A 20023-nucleotide genomic window follows, 5' to 3' on the forward strand; every position below is an offset into this window, starting at 1 on the left:
ACCGTAAGCATCCTTCACCCCGAAACTGAAGGTCAAAAGCCTCCAGTATCAGGAACTTGCTACGATGGGTCCATTTTACGCGCCAATAACTCCCCCAAAGTGGGTCCGCTTTGCACGCCAATCTCCAATGTGATACGCTCCAGGTATTCTGCTTACAACCAAACCCTAAAAAGGAACTGATATGGCCAAAAACCACTCACCTCGTTTTCTGGAAATCGTGAATTCTGCTAAGTCACGAGTGCCTGAATGCACAGTACAGGATGTAAAATCACGCCGTGATAAAGGAGAAGAATTCATTCTGATTGATGTCCGGGAAGATAAGGAATTTAATAAGGGAAGAATCCCCGGAGCGATTCATTTGGGTAAGGGAATTATCGAACGAGATGTAGAGCAGCTGGTTCCTGATACATCCACACTCTTGATCCTCTACTGCGGCGGTGGTTTTCGCTCAGCATTAGCAGCTGATAATTTACAAACCATGGGTTACACCAATGTGATCTCAATGGATGGCGGATTCAGTGGCTGGAAATCTGCCGACTATGAAATTGAAACGGAATAACTCAGATTCATCAGGTCCCCATAAAAAGACCAAAAAAGAGCACTGTATCTGTCTCAGACACAGTGCTCTTTTTGATTTCGTAAAGGGGTAAGGTCAACCACCCAGTTCCCAGTTGTAAGTCTGAAGCTCCAGTACGAGAAAGATAATTCCTGCAAGTAATGCAGAAAGCGAGACAACTAACAGGCCTACGTAGATATTGGGACCGGCTGCTTCACCGGCACCGGCTTTTCCTTTGGATTTAGAGTTTCGAGTTGACATGGTCACCTTTCTCAATCACACCATTTTTAGCGGCGTCTATCACAGTCCCGACAGCTGTATCAGGATCGACATATACTAGTTCAATCTTACCCAGATACTTGGGCCGATTCCCGTTCGCTTCAGTTCCGAAACGATATACAAAGAGCTGATGTCCTTTGCTGAGTCCATCATCACTACCCAGCGAAACTTCGACAAACCGGGTACCATTTCGTCTATCTTTCTTAGTGTTGATGATCAGTCCTTCAACTGCCGGAGGCGGAGACTGCATCCCGGCGATGGCGGGATCTTTCGGATCTACCCCCAGGTTGGCTACTATCTTGTTTAAGTAGTTAAGTTCATCAACAACTCTTGTGTGTTTAGCAACCAGGTTTTTTTCACGAATTGATTGTGTAAAAATAGTATCCTCAAGACTTTTGATTTTTCCACGCAATTCATTCACGGTATCGTGGAGTGTTTTATTCACGACCCGCTGGCGATCTGATTCCTGACGCCGAAACTTTGCTTCTTCACCTGTTGTTTCTGCTTGAGCAACCGAAGTGTCGCGTTCTGTTGAAACAGTAACAAGCTCATTTACTTTTGTCTGAAGCTGTGCCACTAATCCTTCATTAGCAGCTTTCGCTGTCTCTGCTTCGCTCTTCGCTTTATTCAGCTCTTTAGTCTTCTCAGTCAGCTCATTGTTATGCTCTGATTCTAATTCGTTCATGCTTTTCTGCAGGCTGGCTACATTGTCTTTGAGTTTAAGACTCTCATTGCGCCAGTTGCTTTGAGCAGTAAAAACAGCACCTGCAAATCCCATGAAACAGATACTGAGTACAACTTGAACGACGACCAGTACTTTGCCGACAAACGACATCTAATCGCTCCTGATATTTATTTAAAGACGAGTTTATATTTTAAATTCTGAGACCAGAAACTGAGTATTTTACTTTTGAGAAAGTTCTTTTGTTTCTTCGACATTAATTCCAGGAGCCCGCACAACTTTCTCCAATGACTCTTTCTGTCTCTGCAGTCGCTGCACTTTTCCCTGAATGCGATCAATATAATCACGAAGAGTTTTCTGCTGTTGGTCCGCTAGAAATCTTTCATTACGAATTTCATCAATCTGATCTCGCAACCGAAATACATCCGCTCTGCGTTCAGAAGCTTCCTGATTCACTTCCAGAGTCTGCTGACCTATTTTAATACCTTCATTAGCAAGCTGGTTAATCTGCTGATCGACTTGAACAATCTTCTGTTGCAACTCTGTTGCTTTTTCTTCCATCGCGGCTACATCGACTTTATTGATCAATTCCCAGTTTTTGATCGTTTTCTCGAGGGGCTCGATTGTTTTCGTGACCTGGTCCAGCTTTTCATTCTGTTGTTGAAGCTTGTGTTTCTGTGCGGCTACTATGACTTTTGCCAAAACAGGAGAAGTCGAAAGCTGCTCCCCTCCCCTTCTGGTCTTCACAGACCAGGTCGGATTCTCACCAGTCTGGTGTTCAAATATATAATCAGTCAAGGCATCCTTTTCTTTGGACCAGTTGGGGCCTCCAACAGCACTGACTGCGGCAAATCCCATAAATGCGATACTGGCAAAAAGTACCAATACTAACAGGATTTTACTTAAAAGGGTCATTGATACTTTCCTGTGTCATACGAGAGACGCTGAACTACACTTACTTTCTCTGTATTTATTATGCGTTATCTTTTAAGCTTAAGCTATTCACTTTATTCCTATCGCAGAATAAGACTGGAAACAAGTGAGTCATTTCAGGGTATATTCAGTGCAGTATGCCTGATTTTTGCGAGTAAAAAATCAGAAAAGGGATACGCTCTGAAGAAATAGTTTTGACGAAATGGTTGATTAAATACTACAGGTAATCTGTGTGCAAACACAACCTATTTTGTGAAATCGGTTATTTCCTAATTATAAATACGCTCAAAAAGCATAGTCAAACGGAATTTAAGCTAACTGTCTGGTATTTAACTGTTTGACCTTTCTAACATGGCCTGCAGACACAATCCCTACGTTCAGAAAACTTGACATAACAGCAACTTCTCATGAACTATTCAGCTATAGTCACTGGAAGGATCTTAATTCGCGATCGCGATGCGGGTAGGAAGGCTAACAGTCCCAACAAAAATGGACGAACGATCACATTTCGGGCTGGTAACTATAAAGATGATTATTTGATTCTATTAACAAGTGATGAAGCGAACTCGTTTCTGTTATAATACTTAGTAAATCCTGCACTTTGGTCCAAATTTCGATAGGTAAATTCTGGCTGCATTGGTATTTTGCATTAGATGCAGTGATTATTGCCTCCTTCATCGAGTACGGCCAAACCAGTACTCGCTGATAAGACTTTAATCTAATGCTGGGCCCTCAGATACATCATGTATCGAGAATACTTGGAGATTGGTTTATATGGCTACCCGGGAAGTCCCCTATCATATCACAAACGTTAACGAGCACCTCAAGGTCCAGTTACTGCCTGAATTAAATGAGTCAGCCTGGAACGAGTTGGAATCACTGGGCGATTCTCTTTTGCTGGTATTGAAAGAGGAGAAAAGTCCCACAGTAATTATTGACTTATCAAAATTGAGCTACATCAGCAGTTCTCTGGTGGCTGTCGTCATTCAAGTCTGGAAGCTGGTTGATGAGCAGGGTGGCAAAACCGCCATTCTCAATCAAAATGAAATGGTGGAAGAAGTACTCAATATCTCAGGTTTGAAAAAAGTTTGGTGTATTGTCCCAACTGAAGAGGAAGCCATTAAACACTTAAGTCAAGCCATGAAACAGGAACGAATCGACCGCAGGCGGACATTTTCCATGCCCATTCTTCTAGGCATAGTGGCAGTCCTTTCTGCAGTTACCTGTTTTACATTATATGTGAGCGACTTACTCAATCTTGATCCAAAGGTGGCGTTAGCGGCTACCATTGCTTTTTCAATCGCAGGTGTCCTTCTGGGAGCCACTGCGATCAGAGATCGCAGAAAAAATTTACGGATATGGGGTGTAGTCGTTCTTATCTGCAGTCTGGTAGTAGGTGGACTTGGATTATTCAAATTAATTTGAATCCGGAATTTTCGCATTAGAGACTCATCAGACATCATATTGAATATCATGTGTCAGGACAGAAAGAGTTGAGCCATGTCAGATTCATCAGCAAAACCCGAAAATAAAAATGAAGGACGCCAGCAGGCACTTCAGGCAGAACTGAGAGAACTGGTTGATGTTGTAGGCCCGGGTCCCCTTGTTGATTTATTGATGGAAAGAGCATTCCAGTTACAGGCAACGGACATCCACCTGGATCCTCTGGACGATGGGTTGCGTCTCCGGCTGCGTGTCGATGGAATGCTTCATGACATCATTCAGCTACCTAAAGAGGCAGCAGCTTCAGTGATTTCCCGGCTAAAATTAGCCGCAAATATGGATATCACCGAGCGGCGACTGGCACAAGATGGTCATATCAATAACCAGACACTACAGAATCGTCGTGATATTCGTGTGGGATCTGGTCCTACAATTCATGGCGAACGACTTGTGCTGAGACTTATGCCTGATCATAAACGCTTTACCCATTTCAGTGAACTGGGCCTCAGCGAAAGACAGATAAACGAGATCACAAATTATTGCCAGGCTCCGTATGGGATGATTCTGAGTGTAGGCCCGGTTGGTTCGGGTAAAAGTACCACTATTTATAGTTGCCTGGACCATCTCAATCAGCCCGAGATGAGTCTGGCAACCATTGAAGATCCTGTGGAACGTCGGATTGAAGGCGTGAACCAGATTCAGATTGACCCGAAAATCGGTTTCAGTTTCGCTGAAGCATTACGAGGCGTGCTCCGCCAGGACCCTAATGTGATCATGGTCGGCGAAATTCGTGACTCTGAAACTGCGCATATCGCTGTGAGAGCAGGTCTGACCGGTATTCGTGTACTTTCCACTTTGCATTCTAATGATGCGGTCGCCGCCATAGATGTATTCCGAGAGTTTGGAATTCCTTCCATGTTTATCACTGATAGTCTGCAAGGGATTATTTCACAACGACTGGTGAGATGCATTTGTGAAAAATGTCGAACTCCCTATGAGCCTGATTCCGGTGCCTGTGAATACCTGGGAATTAATCCTGATCAAATGTCTGATTCAAAAATAGCCAAGGGTTCTGGTTGTGAACATTGTTTCCAAACAGGTTACCTTGGCCGAACTGGGATATTTGAAACACTGGGGATCCGGGGAGAGTTAAGAGACGCAATTCTCCGCGGAATGACACAATCGGAGATCCTGAAACTGGCTTCTGAACGTGGCATGACCACCATGGAAGGATCCGGGAAAGCCAAAGTGCTCGATGGAATTACCACCGTTCAGGAATTACACCGTGTTCTTGTTTGAACAAACACATTAATTCGAACTACTTTCACATCCAGAATGCAGGCCGCAGACCATCTTTGTACACTACCTCTCACAGAATTGATAAAAGTCATTCCTCATATGAGAACCTGGTGTTCTCAGGAAAAAAGCATTCAATTCTGGTAGATCTGTTATATAATTATCCGTAATTGACAGTAATGGGTTATCATCCTGTATAACCTTTTGGGCCGTCCTTATCCAATTAATATTATGAGGAAGGATTGCCACATGAATTTGAACCAAAGAGAGCCGACTGGTATCAACGGCACAGGTGATGCCACGCTCGGCTGTTCCCAATCAGCGACGATTCCCATGTCGAACCAATCGAGGTCCGCTACGCGTTTTAGTTCGGACTCATCAGCAATTCAGGCCCCTGATTTCAAGGAACGTCCGGTCTCCAGCCAGTCTGAACAACATCCTGACGATGATGATGAAACGAATCTCTCGCTGAAGCAGAAAGCTCTGATCTGGTTTGCCAGCTTTACGGCAACGGGTTACCTGATTTCCTTACTTTTTCATTCGACCGTTTTGACCCTGATGGCCATTGCCATTGTAGGGGGAATGAAGGGAGATGATGATATCTCAACACTTGCCAGCCTTGAGGATGAGCAAAACTATTCACTAAATGACCCTCTGGATACCCGAATCAAAGATGCTGGTGGCAAAACTACAGAATTTAATATCATGCAACCGGTCAAAACGATGACTGGTGAGAATGAAAATACCGTAGAAGAAATTCAGGATGATTTTTCTGCTCATATTGGTAAAGGAACAGGTGATTCTGAAGGTGATGGCTCCGGTGAGGGAGGGGGAGAATTTAAATTAAAGCCGATGGGAAATGCAGTGACTGTTGGCAGCTTTACCGCCTGGACTGTTCCCAAAGATCCGGATTTAAATGAAGACTACCTGATTATCATCCAGGTCAAACTTCCTTCCAGCTATAAATCAACGCGTTATCGTGCCTCAGACCTCTCAGGACTCGTGCTGGGAACTGATGACCACCGCCAGGCGATCCCCTGGGACTCCAGATGGGTAAACTCTACTTTTACTCCTAATACTGCAGGTGAAATTCGGCCAGTTGACAAAGGGGATTATTTACCGCTTAAAAATCGCGTCGCACAATTAATTGTGAAAGTTCCAGGATCAAAAATTCCAGCGACACGCGATACTATCAAAATCAAATCCCGAGTCCTGAAAGAAAATCAGACTCTGGAAATTGTATTCTGAACTCCGAGCGCTACTCTCAGTCAATCCGTAGTTTGCCCTTTTACGATTGAGACCCAACCTCTTTGATAGATTTCTCCAAATCTGGCCCAATGAGCGGGAGGAACCGTTAAATTTCCTGAACAACAAGGGCAGGGCAGGTGGGGTTGCTCGGGGAAAGAAGGTTTCTGTGTGAGATCTGTTGATTTCCAGACTGCATCACACTCATCACAGAGAATCAGGGCGTGATTTTCACTGCTGCAGATACGAATTCCGAGTGCGCCCTGTTCGCAGAAAGTGCAAATCCCTACGTAGTACATGAACCGGACTCCGTTTTAAATTTACAAGGGAAATGCTGTAATTAAATTGGTTCCATCCAAAACGATCCGTATCTTGTAGGCTTTTGGCTTTCCTTGTTGATTACCGACACGACCTCCCACATAACCCACCGGACGTCCCATATCGACAGTGTAAACGACTCGTGTCCCCTCGCTTTTTTTGACTATACTTTTGCCTCCTGCGAGTGCTTTGAGATATGCCTCATCGATCAAGGCCAGTACATTTTTTCTCACACCTTCACCAGCAAATACACCATGCTTCCCCGGACGATCTGGCTGATCTTCTGCATGCTTCATCACATGCAATAAACGATGTTTTTCCTGACTCCCAGGGCCATACTTGAGTCCTGCAGCAGACTCCCAGACCTTACCACCTAAATCCCGAAGCTGCCCCAGTTCTGGCAGAGATTTCGAATTCTTTTCTTTCCCAATGGGTGGCGGTCGACTGGATTTGGCGGGTGTCTGTTTTGAGCTCGGTCCAGGTCGTTCAGGCTCATTGGATTTACTTTTCGCATTCGAAGATTGAGCCTGTTGCTCCATGAGCAAACTGTCAGATGTTTTGTCTAGGGTCTGATCCTTTTCCTGTGCTGGCCCCGGCTTCAGGACGGAAGAAGCTTTTAATCCTGTTGTTTTTTCGAAATCCTGGTTGATCCGCTGTTTCTGCGCCTCTACAGACTCCGTGTTGATTCTTTCGGGAGACGTCTGCTGATTTTGCCTCACGGAATATATCACCAGAGCAAAGACGATGATCAACACGATACGTATCGCCCTTGATTTCAAACCCCGTTGTTTATTTTCTGAGAGGCTCATATTGCAACCATTTCCTGTAAATGTCAGCCTTATTCAGACAGTGATTTCTGGTATTGATTATAAATCTTCCTGAGGTGATCTACCTTTTCTGGATATCGGGTAGCAAGATTATTTTTTTCACCTATATCTTTAGAAAGATCAACCAGAAATATCTGATCGTCTTTCCCCAATGGTGTCTGGTTACTAGTGTCACGTGGGTTCCCCAGTAACTTCCAGTGACCTTCACGTATTGCCCAGCTTTTGCCAATCTGCCAGTAAAAATTATCATGTGGGCTCACTGCCTCAGCAGACTCAATCACTGCCTTCAGGTTTTTTCCATCCAGTTGATGCGCGGGCAATGGTGCACCTGTTAAAGCAGAAATGGTAGGCAACCAGTCACATCCGGTTGCCAGTTGATCTCGCACCTCTCCCTCTGCAATCGTACCCGGCCACGAGATCATGGCTGGCACGCGAATTCCTCCTTCAAACAGGCTGAATTTTGCTCCACGATAAGGGCCTGCACTGCCACCGCCTCCAAACGTTCGTTCTTCCTGGGAGTGCCCATGGTCGGACTGAAAGATAATAATTGTCTTTTCTCGAAGCTGGCATTCGTCGAGCGTTGCTAATACTTTACCAATACAGTCATCCATGGTTGAAACAAATGCCGCATATTTATCACGAGGTGAAGGCAGGTGTGCATAGGCTTTTCTCCATTTTTCCTTTCCCTGTAGTGGGTAGTGAGGAACATTGATGGCCCAATACAAAAAAAAAGGTTTGTCACTCACCTGTCGGAGATAATTCTGACACTGTTCTACCATCAGATCAGGAAAAAATGCACCATCATGCCAGACTTCCTTACCGTTTTTCCACAAGTCGTGACGGTTTGAACCGTTCCAGTAGAAGAAGTGCGAGTAGTTGTCGATGCAGCCACCCATATGCCCGAATGAAGTCTCGAACCCTTGTCCATTGGGCATCGTTTCTGGTGTATAACCCAAATGCCATTTCCCGATATGAGCTGTTTGATACCCTGCCTGTTGCATCATCTCTGCAATCGTGACTTGTTCAGCAGGCATGCCGCTCTTACCGTGATGTGATGACACATTTCCAGGAACTCCAGCTCTTGCAGGAAACCTGCCCGTGAGCATGCCCGCTCGAGAGGGAGAACAGACCGGCGCAGAGGCATAAAACTGTGTGAAACGAATTCCACGCCGAGCAATAGAATCCATGTGAGGCGTCATCAGATCTTTCGTTCCATAACAGTTCAGGTCGACCGATCCCTGGTCATCCGTAAAAATGATAATCACGTTTGGTTTCTCAGACTTGATGGCGGCTGACACGATATGGGAGAACTGTACGAACTGGTAAATGAAGAGGAATAATCCAAGGCCCATGAAACGCATTGGAACAGCAAACCAATATTTCACCATGATCTTATTCATACTATATCCTGGGTTTCTATTAATAAGCATTCTGGTAATTCATACTCTGAAATTATGATCTTCACTATTCGTCAGAGGGCGTTGCATCCCAGGCATCCTGAAACACTTTTTCTCCATGAACAGTGTAAGGGTTCTGCATGCTCTCCTGATATACGGCAAGACCGGCAGTTACACAATGAGCACCAGCAAGTGCGACATCTGCAATCTGGCAGCTGTTCCGGATGGCGGCTGCAATGATTTGCGAATCATACTCGTGACGTTCCAGCATTTCAGCTACTTCATGAATAAAAGTCGTGGGTGAATCGCCGTATGTTTCCTTCCAACCGATGAAGGGGCTGATAAAGTAAGCGCCAGCACGCGCAGCATGCCATGCTTGAGAAACAGAGAATATCAATGTCGCGTTAGTCCTGATTCCTAATTGAGTGAGTTCTCGAATCGCTTTAAACCCATTCTCACTGGCACCGACTTTGACGACAAAATTAGGAGACATTTCAGAAAGCTTCGTACCCTGTTCTACAATCTGCTCCCAATCAGTGAGATGCGGATCGACTTCGACGCTGACCGGTTTATCTGTTCCAGCAAACAGGTCTGCAATTTCTTCAACGACTCTTAAAAATGGCTTGCCTGAATTTTTAATATGTTTGGGGTTGGTAGTCAGGCCATCCAGGTTCCAATATTCAATGCTATGTTTGATCTCATCTGTAATAGCACTATCCAGAAACAACTTCATTGTGTATTCCTTTGGTCAGGATAAAATGGCTTATTTTTAATGTAAGATAACTGAAGCAGTTCGCAAGGAAGATTCCGTGAGCCCGTGTTGGTATTATTAATTGTATTCTGTATTCTATATCTCCGTGGATGAATATGGCAGTTAATGAGCCAGTCATCATTGCTGAAAGAACCAGAATTAATACTATTCCTCTTTAACAAATCACAGAAATTATTATGACGAATCACTTCCCAGATTATCTGGAGATCAGCCGACATGAATTGGCGACGGGGACTTCTGTCAAGCTCTCTGTTGTCAAAGACATGCCGAATATTGCACAACATATGGCGAAATCCATGCTGCAAGTGATTGATTCTGCGAAAGAGAAGGGAAAGCCGGCAACACTCATAGTTCCAGTGGGACCCGTCGATCAATATCCTATCCTGGCTGATATGCTGAATCAGCAACAATATTCTATTAAAGATGTGATGTTGATTAACATGGACGAATATCTGACAGATGATGATCAATGGGTCGATCTGACTCATCCGCTCAGTTTTCGAGGGTATATGAATCGAAAGTTTTATGATCTGCTGAACCCGGACCTGGCCCCCTTACCTGAAAATCGAATCTGTCCAGATCCTGACGATGTCGGTGCCATTCCATATTTAATTGACCAGCGGGGAGGAATTGATGCCTGCTTTGGCGGAATCGGAATCAATGGGCACATTGCATTCAATGAACCTCCGGAAGCCAATCTAACAATCAGTCCTGAAGAATTTGCACAGTTGCCGACTCGGAATCTTGACTTAACCCGTGAGACACGTACCATCAATTCTGTAACTGTGGGCGGCGAAATATCGATCATCCCCTGGCGGGCTGTCACAATTGGCATGAAAGAAATTTTATCCGCAGCAGAACAGCATTTTTATTGCAATCGGATCTGGCAAAGCTCTGTTGTCCGCAGAGTCTTGCACGGCCCTGTCACCAGTGCCTGCCCCGCATCCCTTCTGCGAACTCACCCTGCTGCCTCTCTCACCGTTACCGAATATGTAGCTGATCCTCCAGATATCCGTCTTCGCTGAATCGAACTGGAAACATACCTCTAAGAGTACTGTGCTGATGAAACTGAACTTCGAACAGGAACGAATTCTTGCCGTGGTGGCTCATCCAGATGATGCCGAGCTGTTGTGTGCTGGCACACTGGCACGTGCACATCAAGAAGGTGCCATAATTGGTATCTGCGTACTCTGTCAGGGAGATAAAGGACAGCCAGATCCTCCGCTGGAAAATCTGGTAGAGATGAGACAGCAGGAAATGCGGTCTGCAGCCAAACTAATTAGCGCGGAGTTGTTTTTGGGAGAGCAACCGGATGGTGGCCTGTTTGACAGTCTTGGCATGCGCAGAAGTCTAACCGAGATCATGCGACAGTTTTCACCCACACTCGTGTTGTGTCATTCTCAAGCAGACTATCATGCAGATCATCGGGCAGCCTCGGTGATCACAGAAGCTGCTACCTGGTTTAGTGCTTCAGCAGGTAACAAAACACATGCACCTGCCCTGGCAAGACCACCTGTACTCTGGTGGATGGATACGGTCAATATGACCTCATTTGATCCGCATTTTTACATCGATGTCAGTGATTTTGTGGAAATGAAAATTTCAATGCTAAAATGTCACCAGAGCCAGTTACAACGTGGGAAGGATTCCAGCTTCTCTCCACTGCAAGAATTGATGATTCAGCAATACAGTGCACGCGGTGCTCAATCTGGAGTAATCGCTGCTGAAGCATTTCAGACACATTCAGCATGGAAACGCTGCGCAGCCTGGTGAGGCTTTCAGATCAGGCCAAATTCCCGTGCTTCTTTCTCGCGCCTGGGGCCACAATAAAGGAATCCTGCAGTTATTCTCCCAGAACTGGATGCGATGCGACGTTTTCCGTTTTTTTCCAATCCCTTCTGACGAGAGACCCCAGAGGGTTTACGCGTCATCATCCAATTTTTTGATTTTGCTCTCTGCTGAATCATAGCGGGATGGCCTGTTACACTTGTGTATTTTTTCCGGCAGGCATAAAGAGAGGCTATGTATTCGCTGAGTGCGTTTCCGATTCCTATTCCCTGAAATTCGGGAAGACATACGGTGCGATGTTCACGAAAGGAAGGGGATTGCTTGTGAGGAAAATGAATGACGGCAGTAAACGCTGCCGGCTGACCATCGACTAATGCCACAAAACAATTTGCTGATTTCTGAATTGTAGAATCTAGATAGTGATGCTTGCGGAACAATTCCCACGCTTTTCGATGCACGTTAATAATTTCGAGTGTGACAGGAGGTCGCGATTGCCTTTCAGACCTCCATCGAAATTCATTGGTCGCGGGCAAATAGATCCAGTCTGGATCTAACCATTCGATAATATCAAAATGGCAACTGACGGCAACAAACTGCTGTCCCCGCTTTCGAACAGTTTTGGCAATGGCACAACTTCCAATTCTTGCAACGGTCCGATCAATGACGGAAGAAAATTCATCCACGACAACCAACCCTGGTAGTTCAGCCATTGCTCTCGCCATAGACACTCGAAACTGCTCTCCGTTTGACAGAGCATGGAAGGGTCTTAACCAGCTGGGAGGAGAAGAAAATCCAACTGAAGAAAGCAGAGTAGCGATCTCTTTTATCCCCATCTCATCTGGAAAGGAATCAATTATACTTTTCTGCTGATACCAGTTAAATTCGCCGACTATCTCATTCTTGAAGCATTCCCTGGCGATGGATGTTTTTCCACAACCTGACGGGCCGACTATCAGACCTACATTCCACTCATCTTTTTCGATCGGCATATCGACCGTCCATTGCTGCCTGCTGTTCTTTTCAGACGCCAGACCAAACATGCCTTCCAGTTGAATGACTCGCGGACTGCGAATGATCCGTGTTTTCTTTACGAAATCCAGGCGCGGCATTTAATCCCCTCTTTTTTGAATCGCTTTAATAAGGTGACCTGCTCAGATTCGTTTTCACAGTCAATTAAAATACGGTATGAATCAACCAGTAGTTGAGTCTCGTCTTCTGCTTCACACATTTCCTGTAATTCCAGATTTTTAATTTTAATGGAATCAAATAGTTCTTGTACTGCTTCAGATTCTGTCGAAATGGTTCCGATCAGGCGCTCAAGTGCAAGCTGATCTGTTCTCGCCATAGTAGTAAGGACATCAAAGGTTGCCAGAATTTTGTCAGCTTCTTTTTTAGTGACGTTCAAAATCAGGCAAGGGACGCGTTCGTCTTCTGCTATATCAGCCCGTAAATGCCCATCAATCAGTTCATAAGTTCCATTCTTACAATCACGAACCAGACATGCGGATGCAAATCCGACTTCATTTAGAATGGCGCGTAATGCCGTTTCCTGTGATTCTGTATGCTCACGCCAGTTCCTGGCATTTCTTTTTAAAAGAGATGCTTTGATGCGTCTGAAACTGCTGATTCGATCTTTCAATTATTTCTTCCCCCCTGATTGATGAACGCTACAAACAGTCCAGACATCGATTTGTTCCATTTCTTTGCCGAATCTGATCTTTGTGAAAGTCACCTTTAAACACAGGTCCGCCACATCTGGCACATGTTGATATAGGTTCATGTTTTTCCAATACAGAACTTACAAACAGATCCGGAAATTCTGCTTCCACCATTTTTGCCGCTAGAACATGCGTCTGCGCTTCTCGATCCAACCGTTTAACAGGATGTTGTCTCTTTTCCCTGGATACATATACAATGAATTGAGGCATCTTTTTCTCCTTTTAGAATTCCGGTTGTTAGAACAATTAAATCAATTCACATTTTGTATTCTAAAAGGTAATTCCAGTTTTTCTTGGGGTGCATCCAGTTAGCTGTGATCATAGTGAACCAATCATGTGCCGCTTACGGCTCCAGTGTGACTTCATACTCAGTGTTGGTATCAGTATCCACTGCTGTCGCTGGTCGATGCGCAATCGCCTCTGCAATGAGATACCCGCCGATCGGCACCCCCACGCCCGTTGTCATCAGTCCCGCAGCAATCGCCAGCTTTGCTAGTATTCCCGCGGTACTGCCCCCGGTTTGAGGCTGCAAATACTGATGGATCTGGCTGTTGTCGTCCCCAATGTGCATGTCTTCGCCCTCTGGACGATTGTTGTCAGTGATCTCTTTTCCATACAGCTTTTCGCGGGTAGAGAGTATGTGGGAATTCACGTTGTCAAACCGTTTCATTGTCTGCCTCAGCCCCTCCGCTCTCTCCCCCACTTTCACCGCCCACAGTTTCTGCGCCAGCTTCTCCTTCCAGTTCAGATCCTCCGCCATCGTCTTTGCTCCATGATTGAACAAGCTCGCCGAACGTCCCTGATTGGAACGCCCGGTCAAGCTCGTTGTTTTCCTTGATCAGCTTGTCGTGGAATTCAACACTCTGCCTGATTAGTTCTTCCAGTGGATCACTCATTAGGTTGCCTGAGAGGGTCCACCGGGTGTGGTTTTCGCGGCGACTTCACGAATACCAACGGCTTCGTCCAGAGTCACCATGCGTTTGTTTTCCAGGTAGTCGTAATCAACCACCTTCTGAACGGTCACGAAGTTATTCTGCGCGACAGTCCCAGTCTGCATCAGTTGCGTCAGCATGTGATTGGCAACATTGTCGGATAAATCCACAGCCATCTCCTTCTCACTTTCTCCCTCAATGGGGATTTCAACATCTAAAACATCATCGCCGTCCGGCATAACGCAGCCTCACTTCTTAACGGCCTTAAAACGTAGCTTGATAGGATTACCAAGCGGGTACTTCTGCTCTGTAACTACTTTCCCGTCTGCCCCAATGATCTGCACGGGTATCTGTGTTTTCGCCAACTGGTCTATCTGTGCCCTGAGTTTGGTCACTTCACCCTGCAGGGCTGTTAGATCGCCGCTGTCTGCTGGTGGTGTCTCCGGTGTTTCCTCAACAATTAACGGCTCGCAACCACACCCGGGCAATTTCCCATAGATCTGGATCAACTGCCGCCGGATCAACACACCATCCGTATAAATCGTGTTCTGGTAGTCATGCCCGCTGATGATGCCAACCACCCGACCGTTCACCAGAATCGGCCCGCCTGAATCACCCTTAGCAACAATCTTGGAGAAATACCGACCGTTGCGAGTCACACGAATCTTGGCCCGTAACGACCGCAGGTTATAAACGCCGTTTGAATAACCATAGGCGACCGCATCAACACCATGTGCAGGGTAGGCTTCTGCCACCTTAAAGCATTTCGTGGCCTTGATACTCTGGGTTTCAATGATCGCGTAATCAACATCCGACTGATACTGCTTGTGAACGACTCTGGCACCCCACCATTGCCCGTTGTAGCCCACATGGATGGTTTTAGCGTTATTGACGTTGTGAGCTGCTGTGAGGAAGACAGAACGGCTCTCAATATCCCCCACGTAGGCACAGGCTCCGGTTCCGATCAATTGCCGGCAACCATTGGAAGTACATTCGGTTTCAGTCGTCCGAACCGCCAACGCCTGCGCCTGCACAACGGAAGCCATCATCAGCACAAATAGAATTGTGAGTGTTCTCATAACTTGATATACCGATCCCAGAACAAAAGCCAATAATGCCAGGGGTTCGTCGGAACCTTCCCCTCAGCCCAATTGAACGCCGCCACACCAAACAGCCTGACGCGCCGGTAGTAAACATTTGCCATGAACTTTCCCAGATCACAGCGCCTCAAGTTCCGATACAGTTGCCCGTCTGCCAGTTCTCGATCCTTCTTACATCCACCCCGCTGGTATGCGTAATCGTGCCAGTGGCAAGCAGATCTGATATCAACGCCTCCCCATTGGTCGGGCGCATAGCTAGTGTCTGACCCGAAAGCGTTTTGGTTCGTAAATAATAGCGTGAAATTGTGAGAACGCTCCTCGAAGATGAGGCATTGATCCGTATTACTTGTTGAAAAGACAGTTAAAACGGAATCAACACGTTCAATCTTCGAGGAGCCAATGATGCGAAAATCATACTCGAATCAGCTGCGACTGGACAGCGTTCCGATCGAACAGGTGGAGTTAAATCTGGAATCGCGGGATCGCATCGTTCCCATTCTTCGCGCTCTGCAGTTCCTGTATTCGGACCGCAGGCTTGTCGATGACATTCTGCAGTGGATCGCCGCCGACGTTAACGGTGACAGTCGCACCGACACAGGTCGAACGGGGATGGAATACTGGCATATCTGTGTGCTGGCAGCCGTGCGACTGGGTTGCAACTTCACCTACGATCAATTGCAGGACCTTGCTGAAAATCACCGCAAGCTGCGCGCCGTCATGGGAGTCGGCGACTGCGATGACAGGCCCTTCAAATGGCGAACCATCCGCAACAACATTCGACTCCTGCGACCGGAAACCATCGCACGCATCAACCAGGCCATCGTCAGTGCAGGACACTCGTTTGATCCCACTGCGATCGAAAAGGTCCGCGCCGATTCGTTCGTGATGGAAACGAACATTCATTATCCCACGGAAAGCAGTTTGCTGTACGACGGGCTGCGGAAAATCATTCCTCAGTGCGTGAGGCTGGCCGAAGCACATGGCGTGAACGGATGGCGTCAGTATGCTCACCTCTTGAAAAAAATCAAACAACTCAATCGAGACATCAATCGCATCGCGACAAAGAAAGGCCCCCGCTACAAAAAGCGGCTCCAGCCGCTTTACCGCGAACTCCTGCAGAAAGCGGACATCTTGACGCAGCGTGCGCGCGACCTCTGCCTGGTCACGGGCCAGCGATTACCGGAGATCGCCGACCTGTTCGGGCCGAACACGCTGCAGGCGTTGATCCTACGCACAGAACGCGTCGCGGACACGACCCGGCGACGTATCATCCACGGCGAAGCAGTTGCCAACAGCGACAAGCTCTTCAGTATTTTCGAGCCGCACACTCAGCTTTACAAACGTGGCAAAGCCGGTCAGCCGATGCAGTTTGGTCGACAGGTTCTGGTATTCGAAGATGCGGCTGGCTTCATTGTGCGCGCCGTTTTGATGAAACGCGATGAAGGCGACAAACAAGTGGCAGTCCGTGAAACGAAGTCTTTGCAAAATGACTTTCAAAACGGTGTGAAGCGTCTGTCGTTCGACCGTGGATTTCATTCGCCCGACAACCAGAGAGAATTGTCTGAGCTTGTCGATCATCTGTGTCTTCCCAGAACCGGCGTCAAGCAGTCGGCGGTTCAACTGGTCCAGGCCGATGACGAGTTTCGATCGGCTCAGCAGAATCATTCGGGAGTGGAATCAATGATCGGAGCGTTGCAGAGCGGGAACGCGATGAAGCGATGTCGCGACCGTTCGGAGATCGGTTTTGAACGCTACATGCAACTGGGTATTCTGGGGCGAAACCTGCACACGCTCGGTCGGATGCTCATCGCCCGGGAGAACCAAAACGCGGCCGCCGCTCACAGTCGCCGCAAAGCGGCCTGAGACAGTCGCGATCCATACGAGAGAGCAAAGCCAGGGAAGAGCGTACGCGCTGTAGTGCCAGATAAAATCGAAATCCCGGCCAAAATCACCCGAACGCAGCCAGCGGAGACCCGATATCAACAATCTCCACGATCCACTACCATCGCGTTAACACATAAAATTCAGCACGAACCCACTTTCGGGACACCCACTAGCTACAACCATTGGAAATGAAGTATTCTGGAGGCTCTGGTCCTTCCATTTGTTTTACCAGAGCTTTTGGAAGATCTGCCGTTTTGAGTTCGATCATGGCCTGTCTCCAAATACACGGTCTTCAATGCGGCTGATGCGTCTCTCATGCGAGTTCACCATTTCGATTAACAGTTCTTTATTCGCATCCAGTTTTTCATCAATTTCGATCAGTTGATGGCTGTGTTCGATTAATGTTTTTGCTGTCCAGGTGATCGCGCCTACGCCACCAGCGACGATCGGCGAAAAGATGCAGGCAATAACCCAGGCGGGAATGAAAATTCCTTTTCGATTTGACTCTGCCATGTTGATCCCACAAAAGCACACACTGTCAGTATTGTCAGAAGATGTAATTTTCATGAAAGGCGCGAGTGACACAACAGGGATGACCATAAAAAAAACACCTGTCGTTGCTCAGAACGACAGGTGTTTAAAATGCATCAGGGACTCAATTCCCTATCAATTTACATTCAAATGTCAGATAGTTTGATCAGTCCAGTGGGAATTCGCTGATGGAACGTTGACTGCTTTTGACTTCCTGTAATCTTTTCCAGCCCCTGGTAACCAGAGATTCTCGAACTTTGACTTCTTCGGGATCAAGCGATCGTTTATCAAAAGGACCTTTTACTAAAACTGCCTCGAAGTCTTTGTCGACAATGAACTGAGCCAAAACGGGATTGCAGCAAATGTGGTGCTCGGGCTGGGTCTGTAATTCCTCTGCATGGACTTCACCAATAATATAGCGTAGATACAATCCGCTAACTTCGATGTGTTCTACTTCCTCACCACATATCACACAGAGATAGCCCTGATCACATTTAGCCATAATTATTCCTGGCAGCGTTTTACTGGATATAGAAATTGAATCTGCAACTTGTGAGAACCGTTCCACAACCTGTTTATATTAAACTGGCAGCGATGCTGATGTGAGACGTGATCAGGATGTTTTCAGATATTTCTTTAAGTTGGCAATTTCTTCCAGCAAGATTTTAAGAAACTCCGAAGCCGCCTCTTTATTATCAGCTTCTACAATTTCTCTGACTGACTGCCTGACTTTTTGAGTCGGCGAATAAAGATCCAGAACCGTTTCACCTTCTGTGGAATGAATCACATTCAGTGACATGTCATTCAGTTCTTGCTTTAATTCATTCTGGTCGAGGGGCTTAAACATGATTTTAGAAAAACCGAGTTCATTCGCCAGCTTGATTCTCTGGAAATTCTTATCTTGTGGGTTTTTGACAGGTCTGACAGCTGTCATCAGAATGAATTGCGGATGTGCAACCGCACCGCTGTCTGAGTATCGCTCCAACTGCTGCGCCTGCTGAAACAAATCGACGCCATCCATACCACTCATGATCAGGTCGGTCAGTACGACATGAATTTCATTATCGGTCTGCAGTAATTTGATCGCTTCATACCCAGAAGAAGCTGTAATTGCAGCGAAACCTATTTTTTCAACGAGTCGCGCATAATAATGACAGGAATATCCTATATCGTCGACAATTAAAACTTTCATAGGCAAACCCAGGGAATTGAAGAGTTGTGTACAGTTTCATCTCTCAATTGCGTAGGCATTTTGATCAAAGGTCTGCTTTCAACATCTTTATATTATTTACTGTTTATATATAAACAGTACTTACATTCGGCAGATGAAGGTTTTTAGCTGCACATGAATTGAAGTTTTATCCCTCAATAAATTAGACATCACTTTCTATTTTCAACTTGTTTTCAAGATCTTAAAGGCATCGCTTTTTCATTGAAATCGTAAAATAATCGTTAACTGCCGTGATTATAGATTGATTCTAAATCGCACACATGGGTCTGAATGATATAAGACATTCAAGTCCACTCTCTTTTATTTTTTTACTCCCATCGCAATGAAATTCAAAAGATACGCTCGACTCAATATGTACGGATGTTTCGATTTCTTTATCGATATCACAACATAGTTAAAAGATACTGCACTAAAATTAAGTGAAAGTCACCTGCCTCGGAATGGGTCCCACGCAGACTCGTTAGTGAACAAAGCCCGTTTAGACTTCTCGATGTGATTGACCTGACCAGAAGTCTTGTGCATCCACAATGATATTGCTGCCAAATTTAAAGTAGGGGATTCTGGTCTCTTTTAAGAGTTCCTTGAAATTCTTCTCCGTCATTCCAAAAAGTTGAGCCCAGATCTTACTGCTGTATTTTCCTGTTTGAGGAAAAGCTCCTGGAGACTTGGCAAGGTTAGCCACTAGTTCAAATGCAAATCTATCCGACTCAATGTATGTGCTTGATTCCGTCATGAGATCAAAACCTACCAGTGATTTATCTCGTTTTCTACCAGCTGCAATAGCGCGTACCTCTGACGCAAATCATATGTTTCAGAAGAGTGAAGGAGCGTTTCCTGAGAGTCAGGAATGACGCTTGGATTGGGTAGAATGACGCGATAAATATTTAGTGACACCTACAGCGGTCACTCCGCGGCTGCCCCCAGGCAGAAATGGAATTGTGGCTTGAAACCACTCCCAGACAACGAAAAAGATTGTATCAGACTATCCTGAACAAATCAATATACAAGCTGTTTTTTTCTTGAGTCCCCAGAAACGAAATCACTGTGAATGATGCCTGTTTTATAGCACTATCGTAAATTTCAAATTTACA

23 protein-coding genes are annotated in these 20023 nt (G+C 46.0%); 7 read left to right on the forward strand and 16 right to left on the reverse strand.

The annotated features are described in order from the left end of the window. The first annotated feature begins 181 nt into the window (after positions 1-181). Positions 182-559: a rhodanese-like domain-containing protein gene (locus Pan161_RS29500; RefSeq protein WP_145232295.1), complete on the forward strand. Its 378-nt coding sequence runs from the start codon at positions 182-184 to the stop codon at positions 557-559. Positions 560-652: 93 nt separating this feature from the next. On the opposite strand, the gene Pan161_RS30825 is transcribed toward Pan161_RS29500, so the two are convergent. From Pan161_RS30825 to Pan161_RS29510, 3 genes are all read right to left on the reverse strand, one after another. Next, entirely contained in the window at positions 653-817 is a 165-nt protein-coding gene (locus Pan161_RS30825) for a hypothetical protein (RefSeq protein ID WP_197995589.1), read from the reverse strand. Continuing rightward, positions 798-1670 (reverse strand): coiled-coil domain-containing protein, encoded by an 873-nt coding sequence (locus tag Pan161_RS29505; protein WP_145232296.1) that lies wholly within the window; start codon positions 1668-1670, stop codon positions 798-800. The genes Pan161_RS30825 and Pan161_RS29505 overlap by 20 nt, the downstream gene beginning before the upstream one ends. Positions 1671-1739: 69 nt before the next feature. Continuing rightward, the gene (locus Pan161_RS29510) at positions 1740-2432 is read right to left on the reverse strand and encodes a hypothetical protein (RefSeq protein ID WP_145232297.1); all 693 of its coding nucleotides are present in this window, start codon (positions 2430-2432) and stop codon (positions 1740-1742) included. Between the two features lie 792 nt (positions 2433-3224). Between Pan161_RS29510 and Pan161_RS29515 the strand changes: the two genes are divergently transcribed. The 3 genes from Pan161_RS29515 to Pan161_RS29525 all read left to right on the forward strand — a co-directional run bounded on the left by Pan161_RS29515 (position 3225) and on the right by Pan161_RS29525 (position 6437). Continuing rightward, positions 3225-3875 carry an STAS domain-containing protein gene (locus Pan161_RS29515; protein WP_145232298.1) on the forward strand — a complete coding sequence of 217 codons (651 nt, stop codon included), beginning with the start codon at positions 3225-3227 and terminating at the stop codon, positions 3873-3875. Positions 3876-3950: 75 nt separating this feature from the next. Continuing rightward, positions 3951-5192, forward strand: a complete 1242-nt coding sequence (locus tag Pan161_RS29520; RefSeq protein ID WP_145232299.1) for a GspE/PulE family protein — start codon at positions 3951-3953, stop codon at positions 5190-5192. 246 nt (positions 5193-5438) lie between these two features. Beyond that, on the forward strand, positions 5439-6437 hold the full coding sequence (locus tag Pan161_RS29525; protein WP_145232300.1) for a hypothetical protein: 999 nt from the start codon (positions 5439-5441) through the stop codon (positions 6435-6437). Positions 6438-6754: 317 nt separating this feature from the next. Here Pan161_RS29525 and Pan161_RS29530 read toward each other — a convergent pair whose 3' ends face one another. From Pan161_RS29530 to Pan161_RS29540, 3 genes are all read right to left on the reverse strand, one after another. Continuing rightward, positions 6755-7561: a hypothetical protein gene (locus Pan161_RS29530; protein WP_145232301.1), complete on the reverse strand. Its 807-nt coding sequence runs from the start codon at positions 7559-7561 to the stop codon at positions 6755-6757. A 29-nt stretch (positions 7562-7590) separates the two neighbouring features. Continuing rightward, positions 7591-8979 (reverse strand): sulfatase-like hydrolase/transferase, encoded by a 1389-nt coding sequence (locus Pan161_RS29535; protein ID WP_232103553.1) that lies wholly within the window; start codon positions 8977-8979, stop codon positions 7591-7593. Positions 8980-9043: 64 nt separating this feature from the next. After that, positions 9044-9709 carry a transaldolase family protein gene (locus Pan161_RS29540; protein ID WP_145232302.1) on the reverse strand — a complete coding sequence of 222 codons (666 nt, stop codon included), beginning with the start codon at positions 9707-9709 and terminating at the stop codon, positions 9044-9046. Positions 9710-9924: 215 nt separating this feature from the next. On the opposite strand from Pan161_RS29540, the gene Pan161_RS29545 reads away from it, so the two are divergent. Beyond that, positions 9925-10773 (forward strand): 6-phosphogluconolactonase, encoded by an 849-nt coding sequence (locus Pan161_RS29545; protein WP_145232303.1) that lies wholly within the window; start codon positions 9925-9927, stop codon positions 10771-10773. A 37-nt stretch (positions 10774-10810) separates the two neighbouring features. After that, positions 10811-11521, forward strand: a complete 711-nt coding sequence (locus Pan161_RS29550; RefSeq protein WP_232103554.1) for a PIG-L deacetylase family protein — start codon at positions 10811-10813, stop codon at positions 11519-11521. 5 nt (positions 11522-11526) lie between these two features. On the opposite strand, the gene Pan161_RS29555 is transcribed toward Pan161_RS29550, so the two are convergent. From Pan161_RS29555 to Pan161_RS29580, 6 genes are all read right to left on the reverse strand, one after another. Beyond that, complete coding sequence (locus Pan161_RS29555; protein WP_232103555.1) at positions 11527-12525, reverse strand: ABC transporter ATP-binding protein; 999 nt, start codon at positions 12523-12525, stop codon at positions 11527-11529. A 98-nt stretch (positions 12526-12623) separates the two neighbouring features. Then, positions 12624-13175 carry a ParB N-terminal domain-containing protein gene (locus Pan161_RS29560; RefSeq protein ID WP_145232306.1) on the reverse strand — a complete coding sequence of 184 codons (552 nt, stop codon included), beginning with the start codon at positions 13173-13175 and terminating at the stop codon, positions 12624-12626. A 422-nt stretch (positions 13176-13597) separates the two neighbouring features. Beyond that, positions 13598-13924, reverse strand: coding sequence for a hypothetical protein (locus Pan161_RS29565; protein ID WP_145232307.1), 327 nt, complete (start codon positions 13922-13924; stop codon positions 13598-13600). Continuing rightward, positions 13911-14150 carry a hypothetical protein gene (locus Pan161_RS29570; protein ID WP_145232308.1) on the reverse strand — a complete coding sequence of 80 codons (240 nt, stop codon included), beginning with the start codon at positions 14148-14150 and terminating at the stop codon, positions 13911-13913. Before Pan161_RS29570 ends, Pan161_RS29565 begins: the two co-directional genes overlap by 14 nt. Further along, on the reverse strand, positions 14150-14425 hold the full coding sequence (locus tag Pan161_RS29575) for a hypothetical protein (RefSeq protein WP_145232309.1): 276 nt from the start codon (positions 14423-14425) through the stop codon (positions 14150-14152). The genes Pan161_RS29570 and Pan161_RS29575 overlap by 1 nt, the downstream gene beginning before the upstream one ends. Positions 14426-14434: 9 nt before the next feature. After that, a complete protein-coding gene (locus Pan161_RS29580; RefSeq protein WP_145232310.1) occupies positions 14435-15265 on the reverse strand; it encodes a trypsin-like serine peptidase in 831 nt (276 codons plus the stop codon). Positions 15266-15688: 423 nt separating this feature from the next. Here Pan161_RS29580 and Pan161_RS29585 point away from each other — a divergent pair, with 423 nt between their 5' ends. Beyond that, positions 15689-17149: an ISNCY family transposase gene (locus Pan161_RS29585; protein ID WP_145232574.1), complete on the forward strand. Its 1461-nt coding sequence runs from the start codon at positions 15689-15691 to the stop codon at positions 17147-17149. A gap of 285 nt (positions 17150-17434) precedes the next feature. Here Pan161_RS29585 and Pan161_RS29590 read toward each other — a convergent pair whose 3' ends face one another. From Pan161_RS29590 to Pan161_RS29605, 4 genes are all read right to left on the reverse strand, one after another. Then, positions 17435-17683 (reverse strand): hypothetical protein, encoded by a 249-nt coding sequence (locus Pan161_RS29590; RefSeq protein WP_145232311.1) that lies wholly within the window; start codon positions 17681-17683, stop codon positions 17435-17437. A gap of 184 nt (positions 17684-17867) precedes the next feature. Next, complete coding sequence (locus Pan161_RS29595) at positions 17868-18203, reverse strand: hypothetical protein (protein ID WP_145232312.1); 336 nt, start codon at positions 18201-18203, stop codon at positions 17868-17870. Between the two features lie 111 nt (positions 18204-18314). Continuing rightward, entirely contained in the window at positions 18315-18893 is a 579-nt protein-coding gene (locus Pan161_RS29600) for a response regulator (RefSeq protein ID WP_145232313.1), read from the reverse strand. Positions 18894-19410: 517 nt separating this feature from the next. After that, positions 19411-19665 carry a hypothetical protein gene (locus Pan161_RS29605; protein ID WP_145232314.1) on the reverse strand — a complete coding sequence of 85 codons (255 nt, stop codon included), beginning with the start codon at positions 19663-19665 and terminating at the stop codon, positions 19411-19413. Between the last annotated feature and the right edge of the window lie 358 nt (positions 19666-20023).

It is taken from the genome of Gimesia algae (genome assembly GCF_007746795.1).
In the GTDB taxonomy this organism is placed as follows: Bacteria; Planctomycetota; Planctomycetia; order Planctomycetales; family Planctomycetaceae; genus Gimesia; species Gimesia algae.

Coding starts and splice junctions, on each gene's coding strand:
- Pan161_RS29500 (WP_145232295.1), top strand. CDS start 182: ATGGCCAAAAACCACTCACCTCGTTTTCTGGAAATCGTGAATTCTGCT.
- Pan161_RS30825 (WP_197995589.1), bottom strand. CDS start 817: ATGTCAACTCGAAACTCTAAATCCAAAGGAAAAGCCGGTGCCGGTGAA.
- Pan161_RS29505 (WP_145232296.1), bottom strand. CDS start 1,670: ATGTCGTTTGTCGGCAAAGTACTGGTCGTCGTTCAAGTTGTACTCAGT.
- Pan161_RS29510 (WP_145232297.1), bottom strand. CDS start 2,432: ATGACCCTTTTAAGTAAAATCCTGTTAGTATTGGTACTTTTTGCCAGT.
- Pan161_RS29515 (WP_145232298.1), top strand. CDS start 3,225: ATGGCTACCCGGGAAGTCCCCTATCATATCACAAACGTTAACGAGCAC.
- Pan161_RS29520 (WP_145232299.1), top strand. CDS start 3,951: ATGTCAGATTCATCAGCAAAACCCGAAAATAAAAATGAAGGACGCCAG.
- Pan161_RS29525 (WP_145232300.1), top strand. CDS start 5,439: ATGAATTTGAACCAAAGAGAGCCGACTGGTATCAACGGCACAGGTGAT.
- Pan161_RS29530 (WP_145232301.1), bottom strand. CDS start 7,561: ATGAGCCTCTCAGAAAATAAACAACGGGGTTTGAAATCAAGGGCGATA.
- Pan161_RS29535 (WP_232103553.1), bottom strand. CDS start 8,979: ATGAATAAGATCATGGTGAAATATTGGTTTGCTGTTCCAATGCGTTTC.
- Pan161_RS29540 (WP_145232302.1), bottom strand. CDS start 9,709: ATGAAGTTGTTTCTGGATAGTGCTATTACAGATGAGATCAAACATAGC.
- Pan161_RS29545 (WP_145232303.1), top strand. CDS start 9,925: ATGACGAATCACTTCCCAGATTATCTGGAGATCAGCCGACATGAATTG.
- Pan161_RS29550 (WP_232103554.1), top strand. CDS start 10,811: ATGAAACTGAACTTCGAACAGGAACGAATTCTTGCCGTGGTGGCTCAT.
- Pan161_RS29555 (WP_232103555.1), bottom strand. CDS start 12,525: ATGCCGATCGAAAAAGATGAGTGGAATGTAGGTCTGATAGTCGGCCCG.
- Pan161_RS29565 (WP_145232307.1), bottom strand. CDS start 13,924: ATGAAACGGTTTGACAACGTGAATTCCCACATACTCTCTACCCGCGAA.
- Pan161_RS29570 (WP_145232308.1), bottom strand. CDS start 14,150: ATGAGTGATCCACTGGAAGAACTAATCAGGCAGAGTGTTGAATTCCAC.
- Pan161_RS29575 (WP_145232309.1), bottom strand. CDS start 14,425: ATGCCGGACGGCGATGATGTTTTAGATGTTGAAATCCCCATTGAGGGA.
- Pan161_RS29580 (WP_145232310.1), bottom strand. CDS start 15,265: ATGAGAACACTCACAATTCTATTTGTGCTGATGATGGCTTCCGTTGTG.
- Pan161_RS29585 (WP_145232574.1), top strand. CDS start 15,689: ATGCGAAAATCATACTCGAATCAGCTGCGACTGGACAGCGTTCCGATC.
- Pan161_RS29590 (WP_145232311.1), bottom strand. CDS start 17,683: ATGGCAGAGTCAAATCGAAAAGGAATTTTCATTCCCGCCTGGGTTATT.
- Pan161_RS29595 (WP_145232312.1), bottom strand. CDS start 18,203: ATGGCTAAATGTGATCAGGGCTATCTCTGTGTGATATGTGGTGAGGAA.
- Pan161_RS29600 (WP_145232313.1), bottom strand. CDS start 18,893: ATGAAAGTTTTAATTGTCGACGATATAGGATATTCCTGTCATTATTAT.
- Pan161_RS29605 (WP_145232314.1), bottom strand. CDS start 19,665: ATGACGGAATCAAGCACATACATTGAGTCGGATAGATTTGCATTTGAA.